General features: G+C 45.6%; 25 protein-coding genes. 4 read left to right on the forward strand and 21 right to left on the reverse strand.

Annotation, left to right across the window (positions count from 1 at the left end; all coding sequences use genetic code 11):
* Window positions 1–5: 5 nt before the first annotated feature.
* The 5 genes from MHH79_RS20415 to MHH79_RS20435 form a co-directional block, all read right to left on the reverse strand.
* Entirely contained in the window at window positions 6–1,331 is a 1,326-nt protein-coding gene (locus tag MHH79_RS20415) for an LLM class flavin-dependent oxidoreductase (RefSeq protein WP_063335861.1), read from the reverse strand.
* Window positions 1,332–1,762: 431 nt separating this feature from the next.
* Window positions 1,763–2,749 (reverse strand): penicillin V amidase, encoded by a 987-nt coding sequence (yxeI, locus tag MHH79_RS20420; RefSeq protein ID WP_100506005.1) that lies wholly within the window; start codon window positions 2,747–2,749, stop codon window positions 1,763–1,765.
* A 286-nt stretch (window positions 2,750–3,035) separates the two neighbouring features.
* Window positions 3,036–3,848 carry a sugar-phosphatase gene (gene yidA, locus MHH79_RS20425; protein WP_309529976.1) on the reverse strand — a complete coding sequence of 271 codons (813 nt, stop codon included), beginning with the start codon at window positions 3,846–3,848 and terminating at the stop codon, window positions 3,036–3,038.
* A gap of 39 nt (window positions 3,849–3,887) precedes the next feature.
* Window positions 3,888–4,445, reverse strand: a complete 558-nt coding sequence (locus MHH79_RS20430; protein ID WP_340034872.1) for a hypothetical protein — start codon at window positions 4,443–4,445, stop codon at window positions 3,888–3,890.
* Window positions 4,426–4,803, reverse strand: coding sequence for a DUF3255 family protein (locus MHH79_RS20435; RefSeq protein WP_046340322.1), 378 nt, complete (start codon window positions 4,801–4,803; stop codon window positions 4,426–4,428). The genes MHH79_RS20430 and MHH79_RS20435 overlap by 20 nt, the downstream gene beginning before the upstream one ends.
* Before the next feature lie 146 nt (window positions 4,804–4,949).
* On the opposite strand from MHH79_RS20435, the gene cotNE reads away from it, so the two are divergent.
* On the forward strand, window positions 4,950–5,315 hold the full coding sequence (gene cotNE, locus MHH79_RS20440) for an inner spore coat protein CotNE (RefSeq protein WP_015385105.1): 366 nt from the start codon (window positions 4,950–4,952) through the stop codon (window positions 5,313–5,315).
* A gap of 246 nt (window positions 5,316–5,561) precedes the next feature.
* Window positions 5,562–5,915, forward strand: coding sequence for a hypothetical protein (locus tag MHH79_RS20445; protein WP_003236356.1), 354 nt, complete (start codon window positions 5,562–5,564; stop codon window positions 5,913–5,915).
* Between the two features lie 44 nt (window positions 5,916–5,959).
* Here MHH79_RS20445 and MHH79_RS20450 read toward each other — a convergent pair whose 3' ends face one another.
* Window positions 5,960–6,358: a hypothetical protein gene (locus MHH79_RS20450; protein WP_003243293.1), complete on the reverse strand. Its 399-nt coding sequence runs from the start codon at window positions 6,356–6,358 to the stop codon at window positions 5,960–5,962.
* Window positions 6,359–6,534: 176 nt separating this feature from the next.
* Between MHH79_RS20450 and MHH79_RS20455 the strand changes: the two genes are divergently transcribed.
* Complete coding sequence (locus tag MHH79_RS20455; RefSeq protein ID WP_322839947.1) at window positions 6,535–7,500, forward strand: iron-hydroxamate ABC transporter substrate-binding protein; 966 nt, start codon at window positions 6,535–6,537, stop codon at window positions 7,498–7,500.
* A 40-nt stretch (window positions 7,501–7,540) separates the two neighbouring features.
* On the opposite strand, the gene MHH79_RS20460 is transcribed toward MHH79_RS20455, so the two are convergent.
* The 15 genes from MHH79_RS20460 to iolA form a co-directional block, all read right to left on the reverse strand.
* Window positions 7,541–7,888, reverse strand: coding sequence for a YxeA family protein (locus MHH79_RS20460; protein ID WP_015715011.1), 348 nt, complete (start codon window positions 7,886–7,888; stop codon window positions 7,541–7,543).
* Window positions 7,889–7,901: 13 nt separating this feature from the next.
* Window positions 7,902–9,770 carry an ABC transporter permease YxdM gene (gene yxdM / locus MHH79_RS20465; protein WP_251217827.1) on the reverse strand — a complete coding sequence of 623 codons (1,869 nt, stop codon included), beginning with the start codon at window positions 9,768–9,770 and terminating at the stop codon, window positions 7,902–7,904.
* The gene (gene yxdL / locus MHH79_RS20470) at window positions 9,745–10,518 is read right to left on the reverse strand and encodes an ABC transporter ATP-binding protein YxdL (protein WP_014115765.1); all 774 of its coding nucleotides are present in this window, start codon (window positions 10,516–10,518) and stop codon (window positions 9,745–9,747) included. Before yxdL ends, yxdM begins: the two co-directional genes overlap by 26 nt.
* Window positions 10,519–10,661: 143 nt before the next feature.
* Complete coding sequence (gene yxdK / locus MHH79_RS20475) at window positions 10,662–11,639, reverse strand: two-component system sensor histidine kinase YxdK (protein ID WP_063335867.1); 978 nt, start codon at window positions 11,637–11,639, stop codon at window positions 10,662–10,664.
* On the reverse strand, window positions 11,636–12,325 hold the full coding sequence (gene yxdJ / locus MHH79_RS20480; RefSeq protein WP_015483924.1) for a two-component system response regulator YxdJ: 690 nt from the start codon (window positions 12,323–12,325) through the stop codon (window positions 11,636–11,638). Before yxdJ ends, yxdK begins: the two co-directional genes overlap by 4 nt.
* A 107-nt stretch (window positions 12,326–12,432) precedes the next feature.
* The gene (gene iolJ, locus MHH79_RS20485; RefSeq protein WP_100506008.1) at window positions 12,433–13,305 is read right to left on the reverse strand and encodes a 6-phospho-5-dehydro-2-deoxy-D-gluconate aldolase; all 873 of its coding nucleotides are present in this window, start codon (window positions 13,303–13,305) and stop codon (window positions 12,433–12,435) included.
* 20 nt (window positions 13,306–13,325) lie between these two features.
* Window positions 13,326–14,162, reverse strand: coding sequence for a 2-keto-myo-inositol isomerase (gene iolI, locus MHH79_RS20490; protein ID WP_015483926.1), 837 nt, complete (start codon window positions 14,160–14,162; stop codon window positions 13,326–13,328).
* Window positions 14,163–14,247: 85 nt separating this feature from the next.
* Complete coding sequence (locus MHH79_RS20495) at window positions 14,248–15,117, reverse strand: sugar phosphate isomerase/epimerase (protein ID WP_014478480.1); 870 nt, start codon at window positions 15,115–15,117, stop codon at window positions 14,248–14,250.
* A 19-nt stretch (window positions 15,118–15,136) separates the two neighbouring features.
* Window positions 15,137–16,171, reverse strand: a complete 1,035-nt coding sequence (iolG, locus tag MHH79_RS20500) for a bifunctional inositol 2-dehydrogenase/D-chiro-inositol 1-dehydrogenase (RefSeq protein WP_251217828.1) — start codon at window positions 16,169–16,171, stop codon at window positions 15,137–15,139.
* 22 nt (window positions 16,172–16,193) lie between these two features.
* Window positions 16,194–17,510, reverse strand: a complete 1,317-nt coding sequence (iolF, locus tag MHH79_RS20505) for a myo-inositol transporter IolF (protein WP_015385114.1) — start codon at window positions 17,508–17,510, stop codon at window positions 16,194–16,196.
* Between the two features lie 14 nt (window positions 17,511–17,524).
* On the reverse strand, window positions 17,525–18,418 hold the full coding sequence (gene iolE / locus MHH79_RS20510; RefSeq protein ID WP_100506010.1) for a myo-inosose-2 dehydratase: 894 nt from the start codon (window positions 18,416–18,418) through the stop codon (window positions 17,525–17,527).
* 16 nt (window positions 18,419–18,434) lie between these two features.
* Complete coding sequence (iolD, locus tag MHH79_RS20515; RefSeq protein ID WP_327830216.1) at window positions 18,435–20,348, reverse strand: 3D-(3,5/4)-trihydroxycyclohexane-1,2-dione acylhydrolase (decyclizing); 1,914 nt, start codon at window positions 20,346–20,348, stop codon at window positions 18,435–18,437.
* A 32-nt stretch (window positions 20,349–20,380) separates the two neighbouring features.
* On the reverse strand, window positions 20,381–21,358 hold the full coding sequence (iolC, locus tag MHH79_RS20520; protein WP_251217830.1) for a 5-dehydro-2-deoxygluconokinase: 978 nt from the start codon (window positions 21,356–21,358) through the stop codon (window positions 20,381–20,383).
* Between the two features lie 23 nt (window positions 21,359–21,381).
* On the reverse strand, window positions 21,382–22,197 hold the full coding sequence (gene iolB, locus MHH79_RS20525; RefSeq protein ID WP_100506012.1) for a 5-deoxy-glucuronate isomerase: 816 nt from the start codon (window positions 22,195–22,197) through the stop codon (window positions 21,382–21,384).
* Window positions 22,198–22,271: 74 nt separating this feature from the next.
* Complete coding sequence (gene iolA / locus MHH79_RS20530) at window positions 22,272–23,735, reverse strand: methylmalonate-semialdehyde dehydrogenase (protein ID WP_340034873.1); 1,464 nt, start codon at window positions 23,733–23,735, stop codon at window positions 22,272–22,274.
* Between the two features lie 416 nt (window positions 23,736–24,151).
* On the opposite strand from iolA, the gene iolR reads away from it, so the two are divergent.
* On the forward strand, window positions 24,152–24,907 hold the full coding sequence (gene iolR / locus MHH79_RS20535) for a myo-inositol utilization transcriptional regulator IolR (protein WP_003227050.1): 756 nt from the start codon (window positions 24,152–24,154) through the stop codon (window positions 24,905–24,907).
* The last annotated feature ends 31 nt before the right edge of the window (window positions 24,908–24,938 follow it).

Here is a 24,938-nt window from a genome sequence, read left to right on the forward strand (position 1 = left end):
CCTCCTTACTTTGCATAGCGGTTTACCGGCTTTTCCAAACCGAAGTGCTCTCGTAATGTTGTGCCTTCATATTCTTTTCTGAACACGCCGCGCTCCTGTAAAATCGGAACCACTTGATCAACAAACACTTCAATTCCTTCTGGAAGAAGCGGAGGCATGATGTTAAACCCGTCACACGCTTTCTTATCCACCCATTCCTGCATCTTGTCGGCTAGCTGCTCCGGCGTGCCGACGAAGATATGGTGGCCTCTGGAGCCTGCAACGTATTTGTAAAGCTCTCGTATCGTCATATTGTCACGTTCAGCCATCTCCTGAACAAGCTTGAAGCGGCTCTTCACAGCATTTGAAGCTTCTGCGTCAAGCTTCGGCAGCGGCCCATCAAGCGGATATGCCGACAAATCAATTCCGCCTAAGTAATTTTGGAGAATTTGCAGACCGACAGATGGGATAATCAGATCTTGAAGCTCCTTGTATTTGGCTTGCGCCGCTTCTTCTGTATCGGCAATGATCGGGAAAATACCCGGCATGATTGCAATTTTTTCTGGATCACGTCCGAATTCCGCTGCCTGTTCTTTAATGGATTGATAAAATTCTTGAGCTGATTCCAGGTGGTTTTGTGCTGTGAAGATCACTTCTGCTGTTCTGGCAGCCAGCGCTTTACCGTCTCCTGATGATCCTGCCTGGATAATGACCGGCTGGCCCTGCGGCGTTCTTGAAACGTTCAGAGGTCCGCGAACCGAGAAATAGTCTCCTTTATGGTTCAGCTCGTGCATTTTTTCTTTGTCAAAGAATTCACCCGTTTCTTTATTACGGATAAAGGCGTCCTCTTCCCATGAATCCCAAAGCCCCTTTACAACTTCGACAAATTCCTCTGCCCGCTGATAGCGCAAATGGTGTTCAAGGTGCTTTTCACCGCTGAAATTCAGCGCTGTTGATTCAATAGATGAAGTGACGACGTTCCATCCGGCACGGCCGTTGGACAGATGATCCAATGACGCAAACTGTCTGGCAATATGGAATGGCTCGCTGTATGTAGTGGAGGCTGTTGCAGTCAGTCCAATTTTTGATGTGACCTGCGCCAAAGCAGAGAGCAGGGTGAATGGTTCAAACCTTGTTAATACATTTGGATGTGATTTGCTGTCAATTGATAAGCTATCTGCTAAAAACAGCATATCCAGCTTGCCTCGCTCCGCTGTTTTCGCAAGCTCTTTAAAATAATCCAAATTCATGCTCGCATCTGAAGGCGCGTCCGGGTGCCGCCAAGACGCAACATGATGGCCTGTACCTGCTAAAAATACCCCTAATTTGATTTGTTTCTTTTTGCTTGTCATGACGATACTCCTTTTATCATGTTTTTAGGCTGAATAATCCGAAAAATAAACTCCTATATTCCTAGTCGTTTAATATGAATAAATCAAAATGTACCTTTGTCTTGGACGTTTGTCAATGAGTTAAGATTAATTTTTTCTTTTTAAGCTGAAAAGAATCTCGCAGAATCATGGGGCGGCATTTGTGCAACCTGTATACTGGCAAAACCAGTCTGATGCTGAGACTCGTTTTGATCCAAAGTTTATATAAATGTAGCTTGTACCTTATCTGTACTTCCGACCATACGCATTTTGCCGCCGCTTTTGCTCTTTGCTAATAAACGCGCGTGATCGCCGTCGTAGAACGGTCCATTTTCCCACTCATTCAGAAGCTGAGATATCACATAAAAAAATAAGCTGATCCCGGATTCATACCGAAATCAGCTAATTGAATCTTAATTAAGTTCTAGAATACTTTCTTCTGCTTTAGCAGAAAACACTTTAGGCTCAAGGCGGTCTAGGTCTTCATGAAATAAACTCACTTTTTGGATTTGCCGATTGTCATAGTGGTGGAAATAGTAGTTTCCAGTCTCGTTGCAGATCACGGAAGTATATTGCGTATAATGAATTTCGTCTTCTTCCGTTATCACTGCGCCCTTTGGTATTGTCATATTTGCCAAAATTTGAAAAGCGGCTGTTACACCTTTCGTTTCATCGGCCGCCGGCTCTAGGTGTTCTTTCAAATAAACAGCTCTGACAAACCGGGAAGGCGGTGTATAATCCCCTGGCAGGCCAACAGTTCCTAAGCCTTGGCCAAAAGCGGAAAGGGCTAACCCGCCCATCTCTTTGCTCTCTAATTGCTTCGGTCTGATTCCTGTATATTGCTGCAGATTGGTTACATGCCATATAAAGTCGGGGCTGTTCGTCATGACACCAGGTTGATTGTCATAGACTTTGAGGCCGTCTGCTCTCGGTTCTATCGTCAGGCTTCGTCCCGTCCGGTCTGACAATATCCAGTGAAGCGGTAAAACTGTATCCAATAGATCTAATTTTTTCTCTACAATCGTTAAAGATCGAATCTTTTCTTTTACGTCTTCCAAAGACTGACAGACTGACAGCACCCATGTCACAAACTCATGCGGGGCAATGTGAACGGTATCTTCCCGTATCGTTTTTTCGTACTCTGCATAGCCCGGAAAATAAAGCGCAGCACATGATAAACCGTTTTCATTAACGCCGTCTGCAAATAAAATATTACCAAGTTTTCTTCCCATCCCGATAAACGCGTACTGTGTTTGATGCACCTTTCCGTCAGCTTCACTCTTCCAGCTGTAACGGTGCGGATAGAGAATGACCTCCGTCCCCAGCTGAAATGCAAAATCCATTGTTCTCGCTAATAAATGATTCCGGTCAGCAGTTTCCAATGTAAGACTTGTGCACATCTGATTCAATCCCCTTTCAATTCAGGCTAAAATCATACATTTTGTGAACAACTTGTTTTATCAGCATAACGAAAGTCAAAGAGATTCGTCAAAAGATTGACATCACCTTCCAACATAAAGGCGAGGAGATTCGTTCAATATACTAAGCTGATGTTTATGGTGAAAGCTTCCTTTTTATTTTTACTTATACGGGGCAGCAGGAAAAGAAGTTTTAGCGTCCATTCCGCAAAAGACCGGCCGGACACAAAATAACAAAAAATCCAGCCTTCTAAGAGGCTGGATTTCATTATTTCGACAAAACAAGCTCGTGAATCGCATGCGCAACACCATGTTCATTATTGGAGCGTGTTTGAAAGTTTGCGGCTTCCAATACTTCTGGGATGGCGTTTGCCATGGCAACCCCGCAGCCCGCCCATTCAATCATTGTCAGGTCGTTCCCGTTGTCGCCTATGCACATGACTTCCGCCTGTTCAATTCCAAGCAGCTGGGCCAGCTGGCGTACAGCATTTCCTTTGCTGGCTTCCGAGTGCAGAATTTCATAAAAGAAAGGCGCGCTTTTGACCATTGTATATTTTTCTCTTACGTCTTTCGGAATCGATGTAATGACGCGGCTTAAGTTCTCCGGTTTATCAATAAACATCACTTTTGGGATGAGGATATCTTTTGGCACCTCGTCAATCTTGCGGAAATGAAGCGGCACCTGTGTCACATAGGATTCGTATACAGTAAATTCGCTAATGTCCCGGTTAGGCGTATACAAATTAGATGAGTCAAAGAAATGCATCGGCGTCTTCAGCTCTAAGCTCAGGTCATATAATGAAGCCAAATCATCATAACCGAGAGACAGCTCCGAGACCACTTCATTTGTATGCGTATTTTGAACAAGCGCTCCATTATACGCAATAACATAGTCGCCTTCTTCAATTAAATTCAGTTCATCTAAATATCTCTGCACACCTCCGATCGGCCGGCCGGTGCAAAGCACAATTTTGACACCTTCCGCTTTTGCCGCGTGAAGGGCGTCGCGGACCTCCTCTGTTACTTCATGATGATCATTTAAAAGTGTTCCATCCATATCAATTGCAATTAGTTTGTACATCCTGCATCTCCTTCATGTCGTTTTCAGGCTATAGTCCCATCATATCGTTTTTTCTTTTTGATATTCAACCGGAAGAGATGGTTTTCTCCGGATTCTGTTTAGACGCCGCCCTTGTCTTCGGATACGTATGCGCGGTTTCCGCTTTCTTTCTGTCTTGACGCCGTTTTCTGCTTTTTTCTGTTTCATGAGCAGAAAGCCGGCAACTAAAAAAGGAATGCCGGTTATATTCAAGATGGCAAGCTTCACACCCGCCGCGATGAAAAAGAACCCCCATGAAGATGATGGATTCCGCCTGATCATGACGTAAGCCGCCATTTCCAGAACAATCAGGATGGCATGAAGCACTATGCCATAAATCAGCCATACAAGGGCAAAAAACAAAACATAATTCACGATTGCCCCTGAGTACATCATAGCGCGCATCATTTGTATAAACGATAAGGACTGCATGGAGCCGCTGATGACAATAGGGTTATAGATCGTATAGTCGCTAAATACATGTTTGACTTTGAGAAAAGCCCATAATATAAATATCCACTGAATGATGTGTAAAACAAGCCCCGCTGCCACCAGTCTTTCAGCTTTTTGATTTCTCATCTTTCTCCTCCCTGCCGGTCTTTGACTTGATTCTTGTCATCGTTTTTGTCTGGCCATTTTGCTTCCATATCAACGTCCCGTTTTCTCCTCTTTTCAGCGTGCTTTTGAGCGGATAATAGGGGCCGAGGTACTGAATCTCGATAGACCCGTCAGTGCTTTGGGAAATCACCTTGTATGCCATAAAAGGCAGCTGTACCTCTCCTCTTCCTTCAATCACTTCCGTTTCCACAACCTCGTCTTCGGTAAATGTGACCGTTGCTGATTTCACGCCATCCGCTGACCCGGGGGCAAGCCCCTCATCCCACGTTCCGTAATAAAACGGCGTCTCTTCTTTTTGCTGCTGGCAGCCCGATACCATGATGCATACAGCAGTTAAAAGCAAAATGCCATATTTGTTTCTCAAGGGGATCACATCCTTTCCTCCTCTTTTTGGGCGAATGCCGTGCCGCTGTGCCAATGACTACATAAGTTATAAGGAATTCACCCACAAGGAGATTGATCATAATGAACCCTTATCAATATTACAGCCCTCAGCTGCCTCAGCAGGAACCTTACTATAGCCACTATGAGTACAATTCTTATCCGCAGCAGGATGTATACGATCCATACCAAATGGACAGACAGCCGGCATTAGAAAGAAGAATCGCAGCACTTGAACGGCAAAATGAACAGCAGTCGAGAGAATTAACCCGTCTAACAAACGAAGACCGCCGTCAAAACCGCGAAATTGCGCGGCTGGCCGAACAGGTCAATCAGCTAAGCCAGGCTGTTGAACGCCATACACGCCGCCTAAATCGGCTCAATCAGCGCCTCCGCACAGTAGAAAACAGGCTGAATATCCCATTTACTGCAGGAGAAGGCGGTTTCTGAGCAAACAAAGAAAAAAAGCGGAATACGATTCTCCCATTTCAGGGTGTCGTTTTCCGCAATTCTTATATTTTACAACGGAACATTTACATAAAAAGGGTTTGTACCCAGTATACAATCTCTACCGTTTTCATTCAAAGATAGAGGAGCTGAGGAAAATAATTGTAGTTCCTCTTTGACAGAATTTCTTTTCATTCAAGTTGCATGATAATACCGACTCACGTCAATCGATACATGGAGGGATCATTCATGCATAATACACAACACGGCTTGCAGCAGCTGAACCAATGCCGCCAAACTGCTCAGCAGCTCATTCAGCAAACACAGCAAAGCAGCCAGCAATATCGCCAAATGCTACATCAAGAGCAGCAAAACATCCAAATGCTGCAGCAGATTCTAAACCACGAACAACAAGCTGCACATACCATTCAGCAAGCGCTGCACGGGCATGACATGGCGATTCAAAAGTGCCAGCAGGTTGTCAACATGTGCAACCAAATGCAGCAGGAACTTACTGGACAATCCAGCGTCATGAATACGAATGTGTCTACACTTCCATTCGGCCAAAACACGCCATTTCAGCAGCAATCCTACCAGCAGTAACATATAAAAAAGCTCAACACAATGCGAGTGTTGAGCTTTTTTTCTTACTGTTCTTTGCGAATATGTATATCCTGAATAGACTGTTTCGGTGCATGAAATCTGCTCTCGGCTTCACTTCTTGCCTCGGCAAAAGCCCGCGCCTCCACATGATCTTTGTAGACATCCAGCTGAATCAAATACAGCGGGCGCACTTTAAATCCATGAATAATGGTCACCGCCCATAACGGGACCACAATAAAAACACCGGGCAGATCGGGCAAAACAAAACCAAACGCAAAAATGAAAAAATAAATGATGCCGTACATGATCCACTTTCTATTTCTAACCTTGATGCCAATAAATAAAAAGGCAAAAAAACTGGTAATGGCAAAAGGCATGAAAATAAACAGCATCCACCAGCTATGCAGCCATTCCCAAGCGGCACCTCTTTTTGTAATTCCCATATTTTTCTCCTTCTATTTACCTATAATAATCGATTATGAATACCGCGTCACCCATAAACGGGAAAAACTTTCTCCCTTAAAAATAGTGATAGACGGAGAACAGGTTTCTTGCTATATTATTATTGATAATGATAATCATTACTAATCTATTGAGATACATAGTGGGAGGGTTCTTGATGAAAAAGAACATATTACTCGTGGGCATGCTTGTGCTGCTTCTCATGTTTGTCAGCGCTTGCAGCGGCACGGCTTCTAAAGGGAGCTCAAGCGATTCTGCTTCCGAAAAAACAGAATTGAGAACATACAAATCACCAAAAGGGAACGTCAACATTCCTGCACATCCGAAACGCATCGTCACTGATTTTTATGCCGGTGAATTGCTGTCTGTCGGGGCCAATGTGGTCGGCTCAGGCTCATGGTCATTTGATAATCCGTTTTTAAAATCAAAACTGAAAAATGTGAAGGATGTTGGTGATCCAATCAGCGTTGAAAAAGTGATGGAGCTTCAGCCTGACTTAATTGTTGTCATGAATGAAGAGAATGTTGATAAATTAAAGAAAATCGCTCCGACTGTTGTCATACCTTATAACACAGCGAAAAACGTAGAAGACACAGTCAGCATGTTCGGAGATATCGCCGGAGCGAAAGACAAAGCAAAATCATTTATGGCTGGCTTTAACAAAAAAGCGGAAGCAGCTAAAAAGAAAATTGCCGGCGTCATCGACAAAGATGCGACCTTCGGCATTTATGAAAACACAGACAAGGGCGAATTCTGGGTGTTCAATGACAATGGCGGACGCGGCGGCCAAGCTGTATACAATGCACTTGGGTTAAAAGCGCCTGAAAAAATTGAGCAAGATGTCATCAAAAAAGGAGAGATGAAACAGCTCTCTCAAGAGGTTATTCCTGAGTATGCCGCAGATTATATGTTCATTACGGATTACAACCCGAAAGGCGAAAGCAAAACACTCGACAAGCTAGAGAATTCCTCTATTTGGAAGAACCTTGACGCTGTTAAACATAATCGCGTGTTTATCAATGACTTTGACACGTTCTACCCGTATGATCCGATTTCTGTCAGCAAACAGGTGGATATCATCACCGACATGCTGATCAAACGGGCCGAAGAAAATAAAAAATAAAAAAACGGCACAGTCATCACGCTGTGCCGTTTTTTATGAATCACTTTAATTTTGACTGCACGGAGTCCGGCATATCTTCAAACTTGACTTCTTCCCAAGTCTCGACATACTTTCCTTTCGCCTTCACCTTCAAATACGCGTTCTTCCGAAGCTCTTTGCCGGCGAAAAAGGTCACTTCTTCTTTTTTTCCGGATGCATTGTATCCGTCTAATGTATATTCAGTACCGCCTGGGCTAAGATGTTTGCCATCTCGATCAATCTGAACATAGACATCTTGCTGGTGAATAAACGGATTAAATCTGTCTGTAACATCGTTATGAAAAAAGAGAAGCCCGCATATTACGGCAGCAGCCGCCAAGACGGCCAGGATTGCCATTGCTTTTTTCATCTTTTCACTCCCCTTACTTGTTCATTTTTTTCAAATAGCTTGACCGCACCGCGAGGAAGAATAGAAGCTGAAAAATGAAAAACCCTCCGATGGTAAGACTGAGCGGCCCCGCGACATCGGAATATCCTTCCACAGCCAATGTTCTCAAGGCAAACAGTGTATGCATGACGGCAATGACAAATGGAAAGAAGAAAAGAATGGCCAATTGTATTGTCACGCTTTGTGCCATTTCACGCTCACTCAGGCCGATTTTGGCCAGTGAACGGTAGCGCTCCCGGTCTTCATCTAAATCAGTGAACAGCCTGAAATATAAGAAACTTGCTGCCGCGACAAAGAATACAATTGCGATAAACAGGCCGATAAATAAACTCAGGCTCGGCAGCTGCACCGTATCATAGTAAGTCCCAGCTTTTGAAGCAAAATCAGAATGCACGTCGATATAATTGCCGTAAATCTCATTTTGCAAGGATTGGCTGATCTCAAGACTGTCTTTCCAATGATCATAGCTGTAGCCGTATAATGACGCTTTATCACCGAGTGATTTCAGCTGATCAAAGGTTTGATCATTCACTGCGATGATGGCATTCAATGAGATCAGCGGTTTTTTGACTTCTTTTACCGACAGTTTTTGTCCGGACAGCTTGCCTTTTTGGTTCAGCAGTTTCAGCTGATCCGGCGCTTTGTTTTTGAAATTGCGGTCATACGTGCCCGGGAAATAGACAGCCTCATCATTTTTCAGGCCGCTCAGCTTAACATGGAAGTACTTTGATACATCCGATTTGCTGATCATGTAAACAGGGGGAACAGTTTCTCCTTCCTGATAGCGAACATAGGAAACATCTATTTTGTCTTTCTTATACATAAAGCCGTGTGTTTTCAGTTCATGGTCAATATCTTTCAAATGAGTCTGTTCTTTTGGATTGTTGCTGTAGGATAAATACTCCATTTCATAAGCGGACTCTTCCGCCCCGACAGTCGATTTGTACATTGCGAGCACGCCTGTCGCAGTAAACGCAACCGCGGAAATAATGCTGACAATAAAGAACAGGCGGGCGTTGTCTTTTAAACGATAGACAAGGTCAGAAACCCAAATGACGTTTTTCCCGCGCAGATAAAAGGTTTTCCACTTCTTCAGCGCGCGCAGAATCCATATGCTGCTTTGGCTGAAAAAGAAATATGTTCCGATGACGGTGAGCAGTAAAATGATAAACGGTTCGGCCCCGTGGACATTGCCTTTCAGAACCATGCCGTACCCGCCGCACAGACAGGCGATGCCGAATAAGGACAGAAGCACGGACGGCTTAGGCTCCGGCTTAACCTTGTCAGTGCCCTTTATTAATTTGATAACCGTATTTGATCTGACAAAAAGGATCGTAAACTGCGATAAAAAGAAAAATAAGAGCAGAAATCCGCAGGCCGTAATACCGAGCGCTTTCCAAGGCATATACAAAGGCAGCGCGTCCATTTCTAAAATATAAGCGCCGACCGTAAAGAACGTCTTTGAAAAAATGAATCCTCCGATAATGCCGGCTGCAATTGACATGACGCCGATGATCATATTTTCCGCAGTAATGAGCTTTCTCAGCTGCCCCGGCGTGATGCCCTGCATGAGCAGGATGCCGAATTCTTTATTTCTCGATTTCAAAAATGCGTTAACCGAATACAGAACAAATAAGAAAGAAAAAACAAAGATCATCCATTCCGCAGCGGTTAAGCCTTTTTTGGCGATATTATTCAGGTAGCCTTCCTTTAATGCCGGATGAAACAGGAACATCGCAAAGGTAAAGAAAATCAAAACGGAAAAGGCGCTGCTTAAAAAGAATGCAAGATAGGCCCTTTTGTTTCTCGTGACGTTTTTATAAGCGAACTGAAGAAAGGTCATTTGCGTTTCCCCCCAGCATAGACAGCACATCGAGAATTTGTTCATAAAATACTTGGCGGTTTTCCCCGCGGTAAATCTCATTAAACAGTTCGCCGTCTTTTATAAAGATGACGCGGCGGCAGTAGCTTGCCGCAACAGGATCGTGGGTCACCATCAAAGCCGTGACATGATCATCCTGATTCAGGCTCTGCATCGTTTCCATGACGTCTTTTGACGCTTTGGAATCAAGGTTGCCCGTCGGTTCATCGGCCAGGATGAGTGACGGCTTATGAATGACCGCTCTTGCGATGGCGGCACGCTGGCGCTGTCCTCCGGATACTTCAAACGTCCGTTTGTTGAGCAGGTTTTCAATTCCGAGCTTTGCCGCGATGCCTTGCAGTTTTTCTTCCATTACAGACGGTGCTTCTTTTTCAAGCGTTAACGGCAGCATGATATTTTCACCGATTGTCAGCGTGTCCAGAAGGTTGAAATCCTGAAACACAAATCCGAGCTGCTTGCGGCGGAAATGAGCGAGCTTTGTCCGCTTCAGGCGATGCGGGTTTTCTCCGTGAATCAGGATATCGCCTGAATCCGGACGGTCGATCGTTGAAATGATATTCAAAAGCGTTGTTTTTCCGGACCCGGACGGCCCCATCACCGCCGTGAACTCGCCTTCTTCTATTGAAAATGAAATTTGCTTTAAGGCTTGATAGGACACTTGTCCTTTATAGGTTTTATTTATATGTTTGACTTCAAGCATATTCGCCATGAAAATCCTCCTTATGGTTTTATTCTTGTTGATCTGGGCTGCTTTCATGTAGTGCCGGGACGTTCAACATAAAAATCCCCTTGACATAAATCCATGTTATCAAGGGGAAACAAAGCGGGCTATGTTGTTTTCTTAACGCAGCCTTACATTTTTGTAAGAAATGAAAATCGAACTGATGTCCCTTCACCGGGAGACGAGCTGATGTCTACCGTATGATTGAGCTTATCTGTAATTTCTTTGACGAGATGGAGGCCGATTCCCGTAGATTCTTGGAAACGCCGCCCGTTTTCCCCAGTGTAATAAGGGTCAAACACCCGCTTGATGTCTTGCGAGGGAATCCCGACACCGTAATCTTTGACTTCAAGCACCGTCCTGGCTTCATCGCGGAAGACATTCAGCTCAAGTCTGTCACTCTTGCCCGCTGAATACTTGACCGCATTTGTGACCACTTGGCCGATCGCAAATTTGAGCCATTTGGCATCGGTGTAAATCTGATGATCATCGCAAACGTTCATTTTCGGATAAACGCGATATTGAATAAAAAATCGTTTATAGCTTTGAATGACTGATTGGAGAAGCTCGGACAGGGAAACCGCTTCGATTTTAAAATCCCGTTCAAACAGGTCGAGCCTTGAAGAATAAAGAAGCGTCTCCAGCCCGAATTCAATCTGCCGGACTTCTTTTTTGATTTGTTCAAAAACGGGCTCATCCTCTTCTTGAATGATTAAATTAATGACCGACAGCGGCGTCTTTACTTGGTGCACCCATTGATTCATATACGTCACCCGCGCGTCAAGCTTGGCTTCGGTCTCATGGAGCTTCTGGTGCTGCAGCCGGATCAGCTCCATCTGCTTTTCATACAGCTCTGAACAGAACACTGAAGAACCGAGATACGGGATATCCGTCCCTTCCTGCCCCGAGCTGAGCCAATGATACACGCCGCGATCTTTGTACCAGCGATAGGCAAGATAGCCCGCCAAAATAAGAAGCTGCACGCCCAATATGTAAAACAAGTGAGAAAAAGAATGAAGACCCGCAAACCAGTAATAAAAGAAGACAAACAGCCCTTGAAGGAGAAAAAGCAGAATCAGCACTGCATGAGACCGGAGAAACAGCTTCATGACTGCGCCCTCAGCTGGTAGCCTTCGCCCCGCACCGCTTCAATAGAAACAGGCGCATTCAGCTCCCGCAGTTTTTTTCTGAGCCGCGTGATATACACGTTAAGTGTATTATCATCGATGAATATGTCGGTGTCCCACGTCTTTTCCATGAGACGATCCCGACTCGTCACCTTTTCTCCCCGCTCAAGCAGCACTTCCAAAAGCTTGCTTTCTTTTTTAGAAAGCTCGCTTTTTTCATCCTGAAAACGCAGTTCAAACCGTTCCACAAAGAGCTGGACGCCGGCATATTCAACCACTTTCTCTCCCTGCTTTGCGGCGTACTCCCCGTACGCCCTCCGGATCTGGCTTTTGATTTTCGCCAGCACAATATCATAAGAAAACGGTTTTTCGATATAATCGTCTCCCCCATTTTCAATCGCCATTACCTGATCCATTTCCCCGCTTCTGGCAGAAATAAAGATGATTGGGCTTGTGGAGTGCTGGCGGATCTGCCGGCACCAATAATATCCGTCATATGCCGGCAAATTGATATCAAGCAGCACCACATCGGGCTTCTCCCGCAAAAAGACATCAAGAACAGTTGTAAAATCCGCGGCGACCACTGTTTGATATCCGTATTTTTCAAGGTAATTCTGCAATAGTCCGCGAATGTCTTCACTGTCTTCCACAATCATGATTTTATTCAAACTGAACCACTCCCGTTTCTTACACTGCTGCCATCATCATAATCGTTTTGGGCGTATGGACGCAACACCGCACAAAAAAACCGCCATCTCGGCGGTTTCTGGTCTCTTTAGCCGACCTGCTGCTTAGCTGCTTTACCGGCTGATCCGAACTCTCTCATTTTGCTTCGCACTGTCTCTTCCACAGCTTCAATGCCGGGTGTCAAATAGCCGCGCGGTTCGTACAGATCGCTGTTTTCTTGAAACATGCGGCGTGTTTCGTCTGTCCACGCTACCATACATTCCGTATTGATATTGATCTTCGCGTGGCCGAGCGTGATGGCTTTTTTGATCTGATCCTGCGGAATCCCGGATGCCCCGTGAAGAACGAGGGGAATATCAGTCATGCGGGAGATAGCCTCCATTTCCTTAAATCCGAGATTCGGCTCACCCTGATATTTGCCGTGTACAGAGCCGAGGGCGGCGGCCAGCGCGTCGATATTGGTTTCTTTAACGATCCGCTCACATTCCGTGATATCGGCATAGCGGACCCCGCCGACCAGTCCGTCTTCCATTCCGCCGACCGTGCCGACTTCGGCTTCTACTGACACGCCGTGTTTTGCGGCATAATCGGTGACTTCTTTTGTCATCGCGATATTCTCGTCAATCGGCTGATGGGAGCCGTCAATCATCACTGAGCTGAATCCGGCATCAATGGCCTGTCTGCAGCGTTCCGCACTGATGCCGTGATCGAGATGAAGCACGACCGGAACGGTAATCGCCATGTCCTCCATTAACGCGCCTACCATGGCGGCAATCGTTTTAAATCCGCCTAAATAGTCGACCAGGCGATCAGAAGCCGCGGCGATGACCGGTGATTGCTCCTTTTGCGCTGCCTGCAAAATCGCCTTCGTCCATTGCAGGCCGTTGATATTAAACTGGCCAATTGCATATTGCTCCCGCTTTGCATCTTCAAGAAGCTCTTTCATCGATACAAAAGCCATGTCCACCCCTCCTTTACCCATTACATGCTGAAGTATTTTGATACAACATCAACCGTTGTTTTTTTCGCTGTTTGAATGGCTTCCTCAGCAGTCAGCTTATAGTATTCAGGCCGGAAGAGCTCAACCGAAACAACATCAGAGAAGCCGATTTCCTTCAGTGCTGATAAGTGGGCATCTAAGTCAATTGCCCCTTGTCCCGGCCATACACGATCCTCATCTGTTAAAAAGCCGATTGGGAAATCTTCTGTATCATCAATATGATAGATGAAGATTTTCTTTCCGTCCGCCTGCTTTAAGCTCTCAATATTTGAACCCATTGCATGGAAGTGAAAACTATCAAGGACAAGCCCAACATTGTCACGGTTAACTGTGTTTACGATCTCATACGCCTGTTCAAACGTATTGACCGTACATTGCGGATGGCCGACAAATTCAAGCGCGATTTTTACGCCGTACGGCTCCGCGATATCTGACAGCTCAGTCAGCACGTCTACACTGCTCTTTTTGATCTCTTCTTTTACAATCTTCTGCTCTGTCACAAGCGGAACGGCCACCACATATTTCACACCGAGGGTTTTGCATGTTTCCATCATGCCTTTAAATTCAGTGATGATCTCGTTGTGGCCCTTTTCATCACGGTTGTTGAAGAAAACAAGCGCGTTTAAAGCAAGCGGTTTGATGTGATGGGTTTGAAAATACTCCGCAAGATCTGCCAATGAATGATCTTTTAAGTACTCCGGCAGCTTATCCATTGTGCGGATTTCAATATAATCATAGCCGTGCTTTTCGCATAGTTCTAAATCCTGTTTAAGGTTTGAGTTTTCCAATGTTGTCGCTTCATTAAAACAAAGTTTCATGCCAGACTCCCCCATCTGCGTTTTAGATATGAAGGGAGTTCGGCAGGAAGGCTGTCGCCATATCCCGCCGAACTCCATGCTCAGCTTATGCCAGACCTAATTCTTCTTTCATTTTCTTAAGCATAAATCGGCTTGATTCATCCGCTCTTTCATCGACCCAAGCAAATACGGCATTCGTCGCAATTCCGTCGAACTTCATCTCTCTCAGTTTTCTGAAAATCGTATCAAAGTCAACCTCGCCTTGGCCAATGTCCAAATGCTGGTGAACCGTTACTTTCGCGTCAGGCGGATTGACGATGTAGCGAAGGCCATGAGCCGCTTTATGATTATAGGTATCTGCAAATAAAACATGTGTGAGGCGGTCGCCGGCTTCGTCAAACATGGTCTCGATGTCGCCTTTGCCGTCATCATAGAAGAACGTATGCGCAGTCGAGTAGACAAGATTGATCCAATCCTTGTCAAGCGCGCGGATCATATCCATCGCACCTTTGTGCGTTTCGATAAAATCGTATGGGTGGGCTTGAAGATTGAGTTTCATGCCTTCTTTTTCAAAGACTGGCAGAAGCTCATCCATGGATTTGATAAATTTTTCTTCACTTGTTAAAGGATCATATTTTGAACCGCTGAATTCGCTGTTCATCAAATCCACTTCAAGTTCAACCGCAATTTCGATTGCCCGTTTCCAGTTGCGCACTGCTGCCTGGCGGCGGTCTTCATCGGGTCCCGCCCAGTGGTAAAGAGGAAGAAGCGATGAAAGCTTAACACCTGTATCCCTTAACAGCCGCTTTAATTGTTTGATCTTTGCTGAATCGACTTTCGGATATTTATAAAATGGGCAAAAATCCTCGCGCGGAGACAATTCGATATATTCATAGCCGAGCTCTGCCGTTTTATAGACCATTTCCTCTAAAGTTAAATCATCACGATACATGGATGGATCCAATGCTAACTTCATATTTTCACTCCTCTGTTTTTTAGTTTTGAACTGTTGTAAAAGATTGATAGAATTCCGGTTTTTCCTTCAATTCAACCTTTTCTTTTTGTCCAGATTCCTGGGCTTTTACACACGCGTCAGTCGTAACAGCAGCAATGTAGCCGTCCCATGCCGTCGGCCCGCTGACCTCGCCTTTCTTTTGAATTGAATCAATAAAGTCTTGGATTTCCACATCGTACGCAGCGACAAAGCGTCTCTGCCAATCCATCAAAATATCAGTACTGAATCTGCCTTCTTTTCTCAAGCTGATGCTTGATGGTTCAGGAAGCTTGATGATGCCGTCTTCTCCGACGATTTCACATTGGATGTCATAGCCGTATTTACAGTTCACATAGATTTCAGCATTGATGACGATACCGCCTTTTGTTTCAATCACAACGATTTGCGGATCTTTTAAATGCGGCAGCGCGTTTTTCGATTTTTTCGGGTAGATGACTTGAACGGACTCGTAGTCATCGTTGACGAGCCAGTGCAGTACATCAATTTCATGAACAAGCGTGTCGACTACGGCCATATCGGTTGTGTAGTTATCTCCTACAGTCGGGTTGCGGTGCGCGCAGTGAATCATAAGCGGTTCGCCAATCACATGGTTATCGAGTGCTTCCTTCAGCTGTACGTAACCGCTGTCATAACGGCGCATGAAGCCGACTTGAACAAGGCGTTTGCCCACTTTGATTTCTTCTTCGACAATTCGCATGCATCCTTCAGCCGTTGTCGCGAGCGGTTTTTCACAGAACACATATTTCTGGGCTTTAATGGCTTTCAGCACGCTTGACTCATGCGCAGGCCCCCAGCTTGTCACTAAGACAGCGTCTACATTTTCGTCTGCAAGCAGGCTGTCATCATTCGGATAAACCGTCGCGTTTAATTGGTATTGCTCAACGACCTTTTGTGCAGCTTCATGATTAACATCCGTTACAGCTACAATTTCCGCGCCGGACAGCTTGTTCGTGATGCGGTTAATATGTTCTTTTCCGATTGCTCCAGTTCCAATTACGCCAATACGTAAACTCATTGACAGCCACTCCTTCTGTTGGTTACATGATTTTGCTTTCTGTTCCTTGCTTTACTTGGCTCTGAGGAGATCCGTAGAGTTCCTCTTGAATTTGTTCAAGCGACTTGCCAGACGTATTCGGCGCAAAGAGCAGCCCGATGATCATACTGGCCGTCACACATCCGAGAAGAATTGCAGCCATTGTTCCAATGCCGAAATTGGTGATAATCATTGGGACAAACAGACTCCAAATCCCTATTGAAATACGGACAAGGAAAAACATCAGTCCTTGTGCGGAAGCACGATATTGCGTAGGAAAGATTTCACTGGCCCATAACTGATAGTTCGCTTGCTGCCCTGCTCCGTTATTGATGCCGATCACGACAATAAACAGGAGCAGAATCGGCAGGCCTTCAACTGGCAGCAGAAACAGTGTCCACCCGATCACCGCCATGAAAGCGGCGATTCCAAATACGGTTTTTCTATATTTGTCGGCAAAGGGCATGAAGATCAAGGCGACCCCCAATCCTGTGAAGATAAACAGCCCCATTTGCAAAAGGTTGGCCATGTTGGCAGATACACCGCCGACCTGCTGATAAATGTATGGCATAAAGAAGCCCATGACCCCGGCGGCTAAGTTCCAAACCAAGTACACACCCATCAAAAACAATATGCTTTTTAGATACATAGGCTTGAGCAAATCAAAATACGATGTCTTATTCCATACAGCCGGCTTCTCTGCCTGAGCATCCTCCGGCTGATTTTTTGTCTGCCAGGCGTCTGATTCCGGAAGCCTGATTCTCAAGATGTACGTAATCAGCGCAATCACAAGCAGATGGGCAAATACGATTTTATTCCCCAAGAGTCCCAAGTCACCGGCCAGTACGGAGAGAAGCAGTACAACGACAGCGCCCGCGGCCCAAGCGACTTGTGCTACGCCGCAATGTCTGGCCCGATTCTTCTTTGGCGCATTTTCCGCAATAATGGTCCATGACGCGGTTATGTCAGCTCCTACTGATAAACCGATAATGATGTAACCGCTTAACAACATGGGGAAATTAACCCCGAACAAAACCAAACAAATCCCTAGTGCATAAACCAGCATACTATTGGTATAAACAGCCTTCCGTCCGACTTTATCAGCCAGAAACCCGCCAAGCAGCGCGCCGACAGCGGCAGAAATCGCATTTGCGCTCAGCGCGCCGAGCAGCCCGATTTGCGTATCAGATAGCTTAAGGTAACTGACCCATAATGATAAACCGGCGGAGCCTGCCACAATTGAACCGGCATCAATATAGTTGGCCAATGCTGCGGCGATTGTCCGTTTATTGAAGGCTGAATCTCCATTGGTATTGCCCATATGTCCAGTCCCCATTAAGCCAGATCCAACAACTGCTGATCAATATAGTTTCTCGCAATCAATGCATACTCCAGCGGGTTTGCAACATCGGGGTCCTGTTCAGCTTCAATGACAATCCATCCGGAATAACTGTGCTTCAACAGCAGCTGATATACTTCTCTAAAGTCAATGCAGCCGTCACCGGGAACCGTAAACATGCCTTTTAAAAATGATTGCCGGAACGATTGTCCTTCGAGTCTGCATTGTTCCATGACATTCAGGCGGGCATCCTTAAAGTGCACATGCTTAATGCGGCCGATATGCTTCTCAAGCATTCCCATGTAATCGCCGTCAGAAATATACGCATGGCCTGTATCATAGAGGAGGTGTACATGCGCAGGGTCAGTTCCTGCCATCAGGCGGTCCACTTCTTCCGCTGTTTGGACACCAGTGCCGAGATGATGATGATAGACAAGCTTCAAGCCATGCTGAGCGGCAATTTCGCCAAGGTGATTCAGCCCTTCGCAAAGCCGCTCCCATTCATCATCCGTAAAGTGCGGCTTCTCTGTGAACACGTTTTTCTCCAAGCTTTGCACGCTGTACGTTTGTTCAGAGACAACTGCGACATCTGCGTTTACTTGCTGCAAATACGCACAATGCAGGGTAAATGCCTTTGCCGCTTCACCAAGTCCGTCACGCAAAATAAAACTGCTGAACCATTTTCCTGCAATGCGTAAGTTCCGAAGCTTCAGCTCTTTGTTCAGGATGGCAGGTTCGGGGAAAAAGCCCCCGACCTCCGTGCCTTGAAAACGTGCGACAACGATATCACTTAACAAATGCTGAAGTGTATTTCCCGCTCCAATTTCAGGCATGTCATCATTCCGCCACCCAATGGGAGCGATTCCCCACAGGATTTCATTTTTGCCCATCTATGGTGCCTCCCCTCTAATACTGCTTCGCAGATTCCAGCTTTTTCTCTTTTGCTTCGTATGCTTTCTGAACGCTTTCTTGTTCAGATACCTCTGCCACCCCGACATGCCACCAGCTGTCATAGCCGTCCGTCATTGTTTTAGGCAGCACCTTCATCTCAATTAATGTTGATACATCCTGTTTCTTCGCATCCTCTAACGCCGCTTTTAATTCTTCTACTGTGTTTGCGCGATAGGTTTTCGCGCCGTATCCCTCAGCGACTTTCGCGTAATCGACATTCAGGATTTGGTTGTCATCTGTGCGGAACTCGCAATAGTAGCTGCCGCTGCCGTGATCCATTTGCAGGTTGTTGATGCATCCGAATCCTGAGTTGTCAAAGAGCAGCACATTGATTTTCTTGTTGTACTGAATCGCCGTGATCAGTTCAGAATGAAGCATCAGGAAGCTGCCGTCTCCGACGATTGAATACACTTCTCTGTCAGGGTGGGCCAGTTTAAGACCGAGTGTCCCGGACACTTCATAGCCCATGCAAGAATACCCATACTCCAGGTGATACGTATTTGGAACATTAGAATGCCACAGACGCTGCAAATCTCCTGGGAGTGAGCCTGCTGAACAGATGATGACGCTGTCTTCAGGAATCGTCTCGTTGATTGTCAGCAATGCCGTTGTTTGCGGAAGCTCCGTATTCAACGCGTCAGCATATTCATTCAGGACCTCTTGAGAAAAGTGATGTTTGATTTCCGGATCAAATGCTTCCCGCTTAAACGTCACTTTGCTGAGACGCTCGCGTTCAGCTAGCCATTCGTCCTTCAGCACCCGGATCGTTGTGCCGAACTCGCTCTCATAGCCTTCAAGCAAGCCGTGCAGTTTGCCAAGCGTCACTTTCGCATCCGCTACCACTTGGAATGCATCAAGTTTATACGCCTGCATTCGGCTGACGTTAATGTTCAAAAACTTCGCTTTATCAAAATCAAAAGCGGTCTTAGAGGATGTCGCAAAATCTGTATACCTTGTGCCGATGCCGATAATCAAATCAGCTTGGCGGGCCGCTTTGTTTGCCGCAAGTGTACCTGTGATGCCCATTCCGCCAAGGTTGTTCGCAAAATCTGCCTCAACAGTAGACTTTCCTGCCTGCGTTTCAACTAACGGAATGTTATAGGCTTCAGAAATGGCAACCAATTCATCGCGCGCACCGGAATATTTTGCGCCTCCGCCGACGAGAATCACAGGTTTTTTGCTGGATTTAATCAGCTCCGCCGCACCTTGAAGCTCGCGCTCGCTCGGCTGCATGCGATCAATATAGTGAACCCGTTTGACGAAGAAACTTTCATCAAAATCGTATGCTTCCCCTTCAACATCCTGAGAAATACAAATCGTTGCCGGACCTGCTTTTGCCGGATCAGTCATGACTTCAAACGCGCGCAGCAAACTGCTCATCAGCTGCTCAGGGCGCGTAATGCGGTCCCAGTATCTCGATACAGGTTTCAATGCATCGTTTGTCGTAATCGCCGCACTGTATTCTTGCTCCATTTGCTGCAGTACAGGGTCTGGCTGTCTTGTCGCAAATGTGTCTGCCGGAATCAAGAGAACTGGGATATTGTTTGCCAATGCAGTGCCGGCTGCCGCCACCAAGTTAGCCGCTCCCGGTCCGACCGATGTAGACACCGCATATATTTTTCTTCTCAGCATTTGCTTGCTGTACGCCATGGCCGCATGCGCCATTCCTTGTTCATTTTTCCCTTGATAGACTTTCAAATGGCCTGCATCTTGCTCAAGCGCTTGCCCGATCCCTAATACGTTTCCATGACCGAAAATTGTGAAAATCCCTTCGACAAAAGGCTCTTCCTTTCCATCAACATGGATGTACTGCTGGTTTAAGAATTTAATCAGCGCCTGTGCTGTTGTTAAGCGAATTTTCTTACCCACAAACGATCCCACCTTTACTCGATCTTTTTCAATTATGACTGTGCTTCAATAAGCTGTACGATTTCTTCCGCAGTCGGCATCGCTTCTGACGAACTGTGCTTGCTCACCACAATGGAAGCTGAAGCACTGCCGTATTTCAATGCCGTTTCGATGTCTTTTCCGCTGACAAGGCCATAGATAAAGGCTGACGCATAGGAGTCACCGGCTCCAAAGGTTTTCAGCACTTTTGTCTTGTACGCTTGAGCGCGGAATACCTCGCCGGATTTGCTGTATGCGTAAGAGCCTTCGACGCCATGTTTGATGACAACGAGGTCGGCTGAATGGTCAAATAAATGATTGACTGATTCTTCATTGCTTCCGCCTGTGCGGTTTTCCATCACATCAAATTCATCGCGTGTGCCGATGACGATATCAGACTGCTCGGCGACCAAAGAATAGTAAACGGCTGTTTCATCCGCTGACTGCCACGTATACGGGCGGTAATCCAGTTCGAACACCACTTTAACCTGATGCTTCTTCGCGTATTGAACAGCTTTTAATACCGCTTCCCGTGACGGGCTTTTGGCGAGCGCTGTCCCGGAAACAAGCAGCATTTTCGCATTTGCGATATAGTCCTCGCTTACCTCTGAAGGCTCAAGATAAAGATCCGCCACATCATCGCGATACATTAAAATGCTGCATTCTTCGGGGCTGAGGATTTCTGTAAATGCAAGGCCTGCTTTGTGTCCATCTTGATCAATAACCATCTGTGTTGTATCAACGCCGGTCTTTCTCATATAGGACTCTATGAATCTTCCATGCTGGTCATCCGGAATTTTGCCGATGAACCCCGCTTTTAAGCCAAGCTTCGCGCTGCCGATCGCGATATTCGCAGGTGAACCGCCAACGTATTTGGAAAATGTCATCGTCTCTTCCATTGGGCGGTTGTATTCGACTGCGTTCAGGTCAATACATGCCCGGCCGATGGCAACAATATCAAAAGCCTTCTCTTCATTGAATGTATACTTCATCGTAAACAGCCACTCCTCACTTGTTAGCGTTCTAAAATCCACTCATGCGCCGGGTCGTTATGAAACTTCCATTTTCGCGTCGGCCCTGCCATGACATTTAAATAGTAGGATGTATATCCGTCCGGAACGCCTACCGGGTGGTATCCCGCAGGAACGATGACAACGTTTTCATTTTCCACAGTCATTGTCTCGTCAATAGAACGGTCATCTGTGTATACGCGCTGAAACACAAAGCCCTGTCCTGGGTCTAACTCATGGTAGTACGTTTCTTCTAAGAAAGATTCTTCCGGCAAGTTGTCTTGATCATGTTTGTGAGGCGGGTAGCTGGACCAGTTGCCGCTGTCTGTATAGACTTCAACTACTAATAGACTGTTAGCTGAAGGGTCTGAATCCGGAAGAATGTTATGAACAGTACGTTTGTTTGAAAATTGCCCGCGATGCTCAATTCCGTTGTCTTCCGCTTTGATCAGCTTTGTCGGAAGCTGCTTTTCCGATGGAGAATAGCAAAGCGCCACTCTTGCGTCGCTGACCGCTGTGATCTCAAATGCACGATCATTTGACATATAGACGCTGTCTGTCGGTTTTCGTTCAAATACGCTTTCACGCGTGCCGATATTCTCAAAAGTCGACTCATGATCTGTCACTGTAATGTTCCCCGTTACCGCCACAATACAGATTTCTTGTTTTTTCAATTCTTCTGTATAGCTTGAACCTGATGCAAGATCTAACACTTTAAACTCTACATAAGTGAGATCAGAGTTGGATGTCTTTACTTCGTGCACGAGTTTGACCCCATTAGATACTTCATGCGACTGCGGCTTACGCAACAAATAACTCATAGAGAAGCCCTCCTCTTTCTATTGGCAGAATGAGTCCGAACAGCGCACATGGACGCCGTTCGGCTGTTCGTCGTTTAGTTGAAATCAGGTGCCGGATATCTTGCCGTTACCACTTTTTTACGTGTATAGAAGTCGACGCTGTCTTTTCCGTTCGCATGCAGCGTTCCAAAGAATGAAGATTTCCAGCCTGAGAATGGGAAGAACGCCATTGGAGCCGGCACACCAAGGTTGATGCCTAGCATTCCCGCATCAATGTTTTCACGGAAGTAGCGGATTGCGTTTGAGTTGGATGTGAACAAGCAGGCGCCGTTCGCAAACTCAGACTTATTGGCGATTTCAATCGCTTCTTTCAGGTTTTTCACACGGATGACAGATAAAACCGGAGCGAAAATTTCATCTTTCCAGATCGTCATCTCTGTTGTGACATTGTCAAAGATCGTCGGGCCGACAAAGTAGCCGTCGTCAGACACATTTTCACGTCCGTCACATACGAGTCTGGCACCTTCTTCAAGACCTTTTTCGATATAGCTGAGCGTGCGCTTCTTGTTGTCTTCGCGAATCACCGGTCCTAAGAACACGCCGTCATCAAGGCCGTTACCGATTTTAATGTCCTCCACTTTTTCCTGCAGCTTCGCCATAAATTCATCGGCGATTCCTTCTTCAACTGTCACAACCGCACAAGCCATGCAGCGTTCACCGGCAGAACCGAAGGCAGCTCCGACGACGTTTGTGACCGTGTCTTCAAGATTCGCATCGTTCAAGACAATCGTATGGTTTTTCGCGCCAGTCAGAGATTGAACGCGTTTTAAGTTTTCGCTTCCTTTTTTGTAGACGTATTCGCCTACTGGCTTGGAGCCTACAAATGAAATCGCTTTAATTTCGGGATGCTCGAGGATGCCATTCACAACGTCATGCGCACCGTATACGACGTTGAATACCCCTTTCGGAAGGCCCGCTTTTTCAAAAAGCTCAACCAATTTCTCTGTTAACAGCGGAGTCCGCTCAGATGGTTTTAAAATAAATGTGTTGCCGAGCGCGATCGCCATCGGGAACATCCAGCAAGGAACCATCATCGGGAAGTTGAATGGCGCGATTCCGCCGACAACTCCGATTGGGTAACGGTAGTTCGCCGCTTCAACGTCCGTTGCGATGGAAGCAAGCGAGTCACCCATCATCAGGGAAGGTGCTCCAGCGGCGAACTCTACGTTTTCAATCCCGCGTCCCACTTCACCTAAAGCTTCTTTTGTGTTTTTTCCGTTTTCAATGGTAATCAGATGAGCCAGTTCTTCTTTATGCTGAGACAGCAGCTGCTGGAAGTTAAATAGAATTCTGGCACGGCGCGGAACCGCCACCTTTGACCATGTTTTAAATGCTTCAGCAGCCGTTTGCGCTGCGTAATCAATATCCTCTTTTGTAGAAATCGGCACTTGGCATAGTACTTCTTTCGTCGCCGGATTGACGACATCTTCATATTGATCTGTTTTGCTTTCAACCCATTCACCGTTGATGTAGTTTTTTAATTTTCTGATTTCTGCCATTCTTATTGCCTCCTTCATTAGTAAACACATACACTTGTATGGATGGTTCAGAATAGATTCATATCAATATCCACTTTTCAGCAAGCCAAGAATTAAACGCTTTCAAAAAAACCAAAAAAATAAATGGCGGATGCATATTTACATACAAGCAACCATTTCATGCACAACAGGTTACTTTTTGGTCATTTCTTGGTTATATTCTAATCGCATAATGCCCATAAGTCAATCATAAACACTACATTTTTTCATTATTTTTATTATATTAATCTTTTAATCAAGTAAGAGAGGTAAGAGAAGGCCGTCGAATCTTGCAAAAGATACACACCGATGTTATCATTTTTTAAGCAACTATTGATTAACTTTTGGTTTTTATTATATATTTATGTTACGTAAAGATTCAAGAAGGAGTTTTTAATATGAAACTGATGCGGATTCAGGAAATGGAGGAGTACATTTTATCGCATGGCACTGTTTCCTTAGATGAGCTGTGCCAGGTGTTCAATGTCTCCAAAAACACAGTCAGACGTGATATCAACAAGCTAACAGAAAAGGGTGCGATTGAAAAAGTATACGGCGGCGTAACATCTATTGAAAAAACCGCATTAGTTCCTTTTGAAAATCGCACCATTCAGCACCAGGATGAAAAAACAAAAATCGCCCATTATGCTTCCCGATTTATTGAAGATCACGATTTGGTCTTCATTGATTCAGGAACGACGACAAAGTCTATTCTTGATACGCTTGATCCAGCCAAAAATGTCACCATCTTAACCAACAGTTTAGACATTATCAATGCGGCGTCAGCTTTGAAGAATATCAACTTAATCATTATCGGAAACAACTATAAGAGAAAAACCCGCTCCTTTGTCGGCATGGACGACCCGGCTATGCTTGATAAGTACAATATCAACAAAGCCTTTATGTCCGCTACCGGAACGACGCTGACACACGGATTGACCAACTCGGATCTGCTGGAGTATGAAATTAAAAAGAGGATTTCAGAAAAAGCAAAAGAAGTGTATCTATTGGCTGACCATTCTAAATTCGGAAAATCAACGCTTCTGACGTATGCACCGTTTGACAGGCTGCATTGCATTGTGACCTCTCAGCCATTAGACGACGAGTACACGCAGTACTGCAATGAGCATCAAATCGGCATTCATCTGGCCTAACGTTTACAATAGTGTTGAGAGTCTATCATCC

It is taken from the genome of Bacillus sp. FSL K6-0993 (assembly GCF_037977205.1).
In the GTDB taxonomy this organism is placed as follows: Bacteria; Bacillota; Bacilli; order Bacillales; family Bacillaceae; genus Bacillus; species Bacillus subtilis.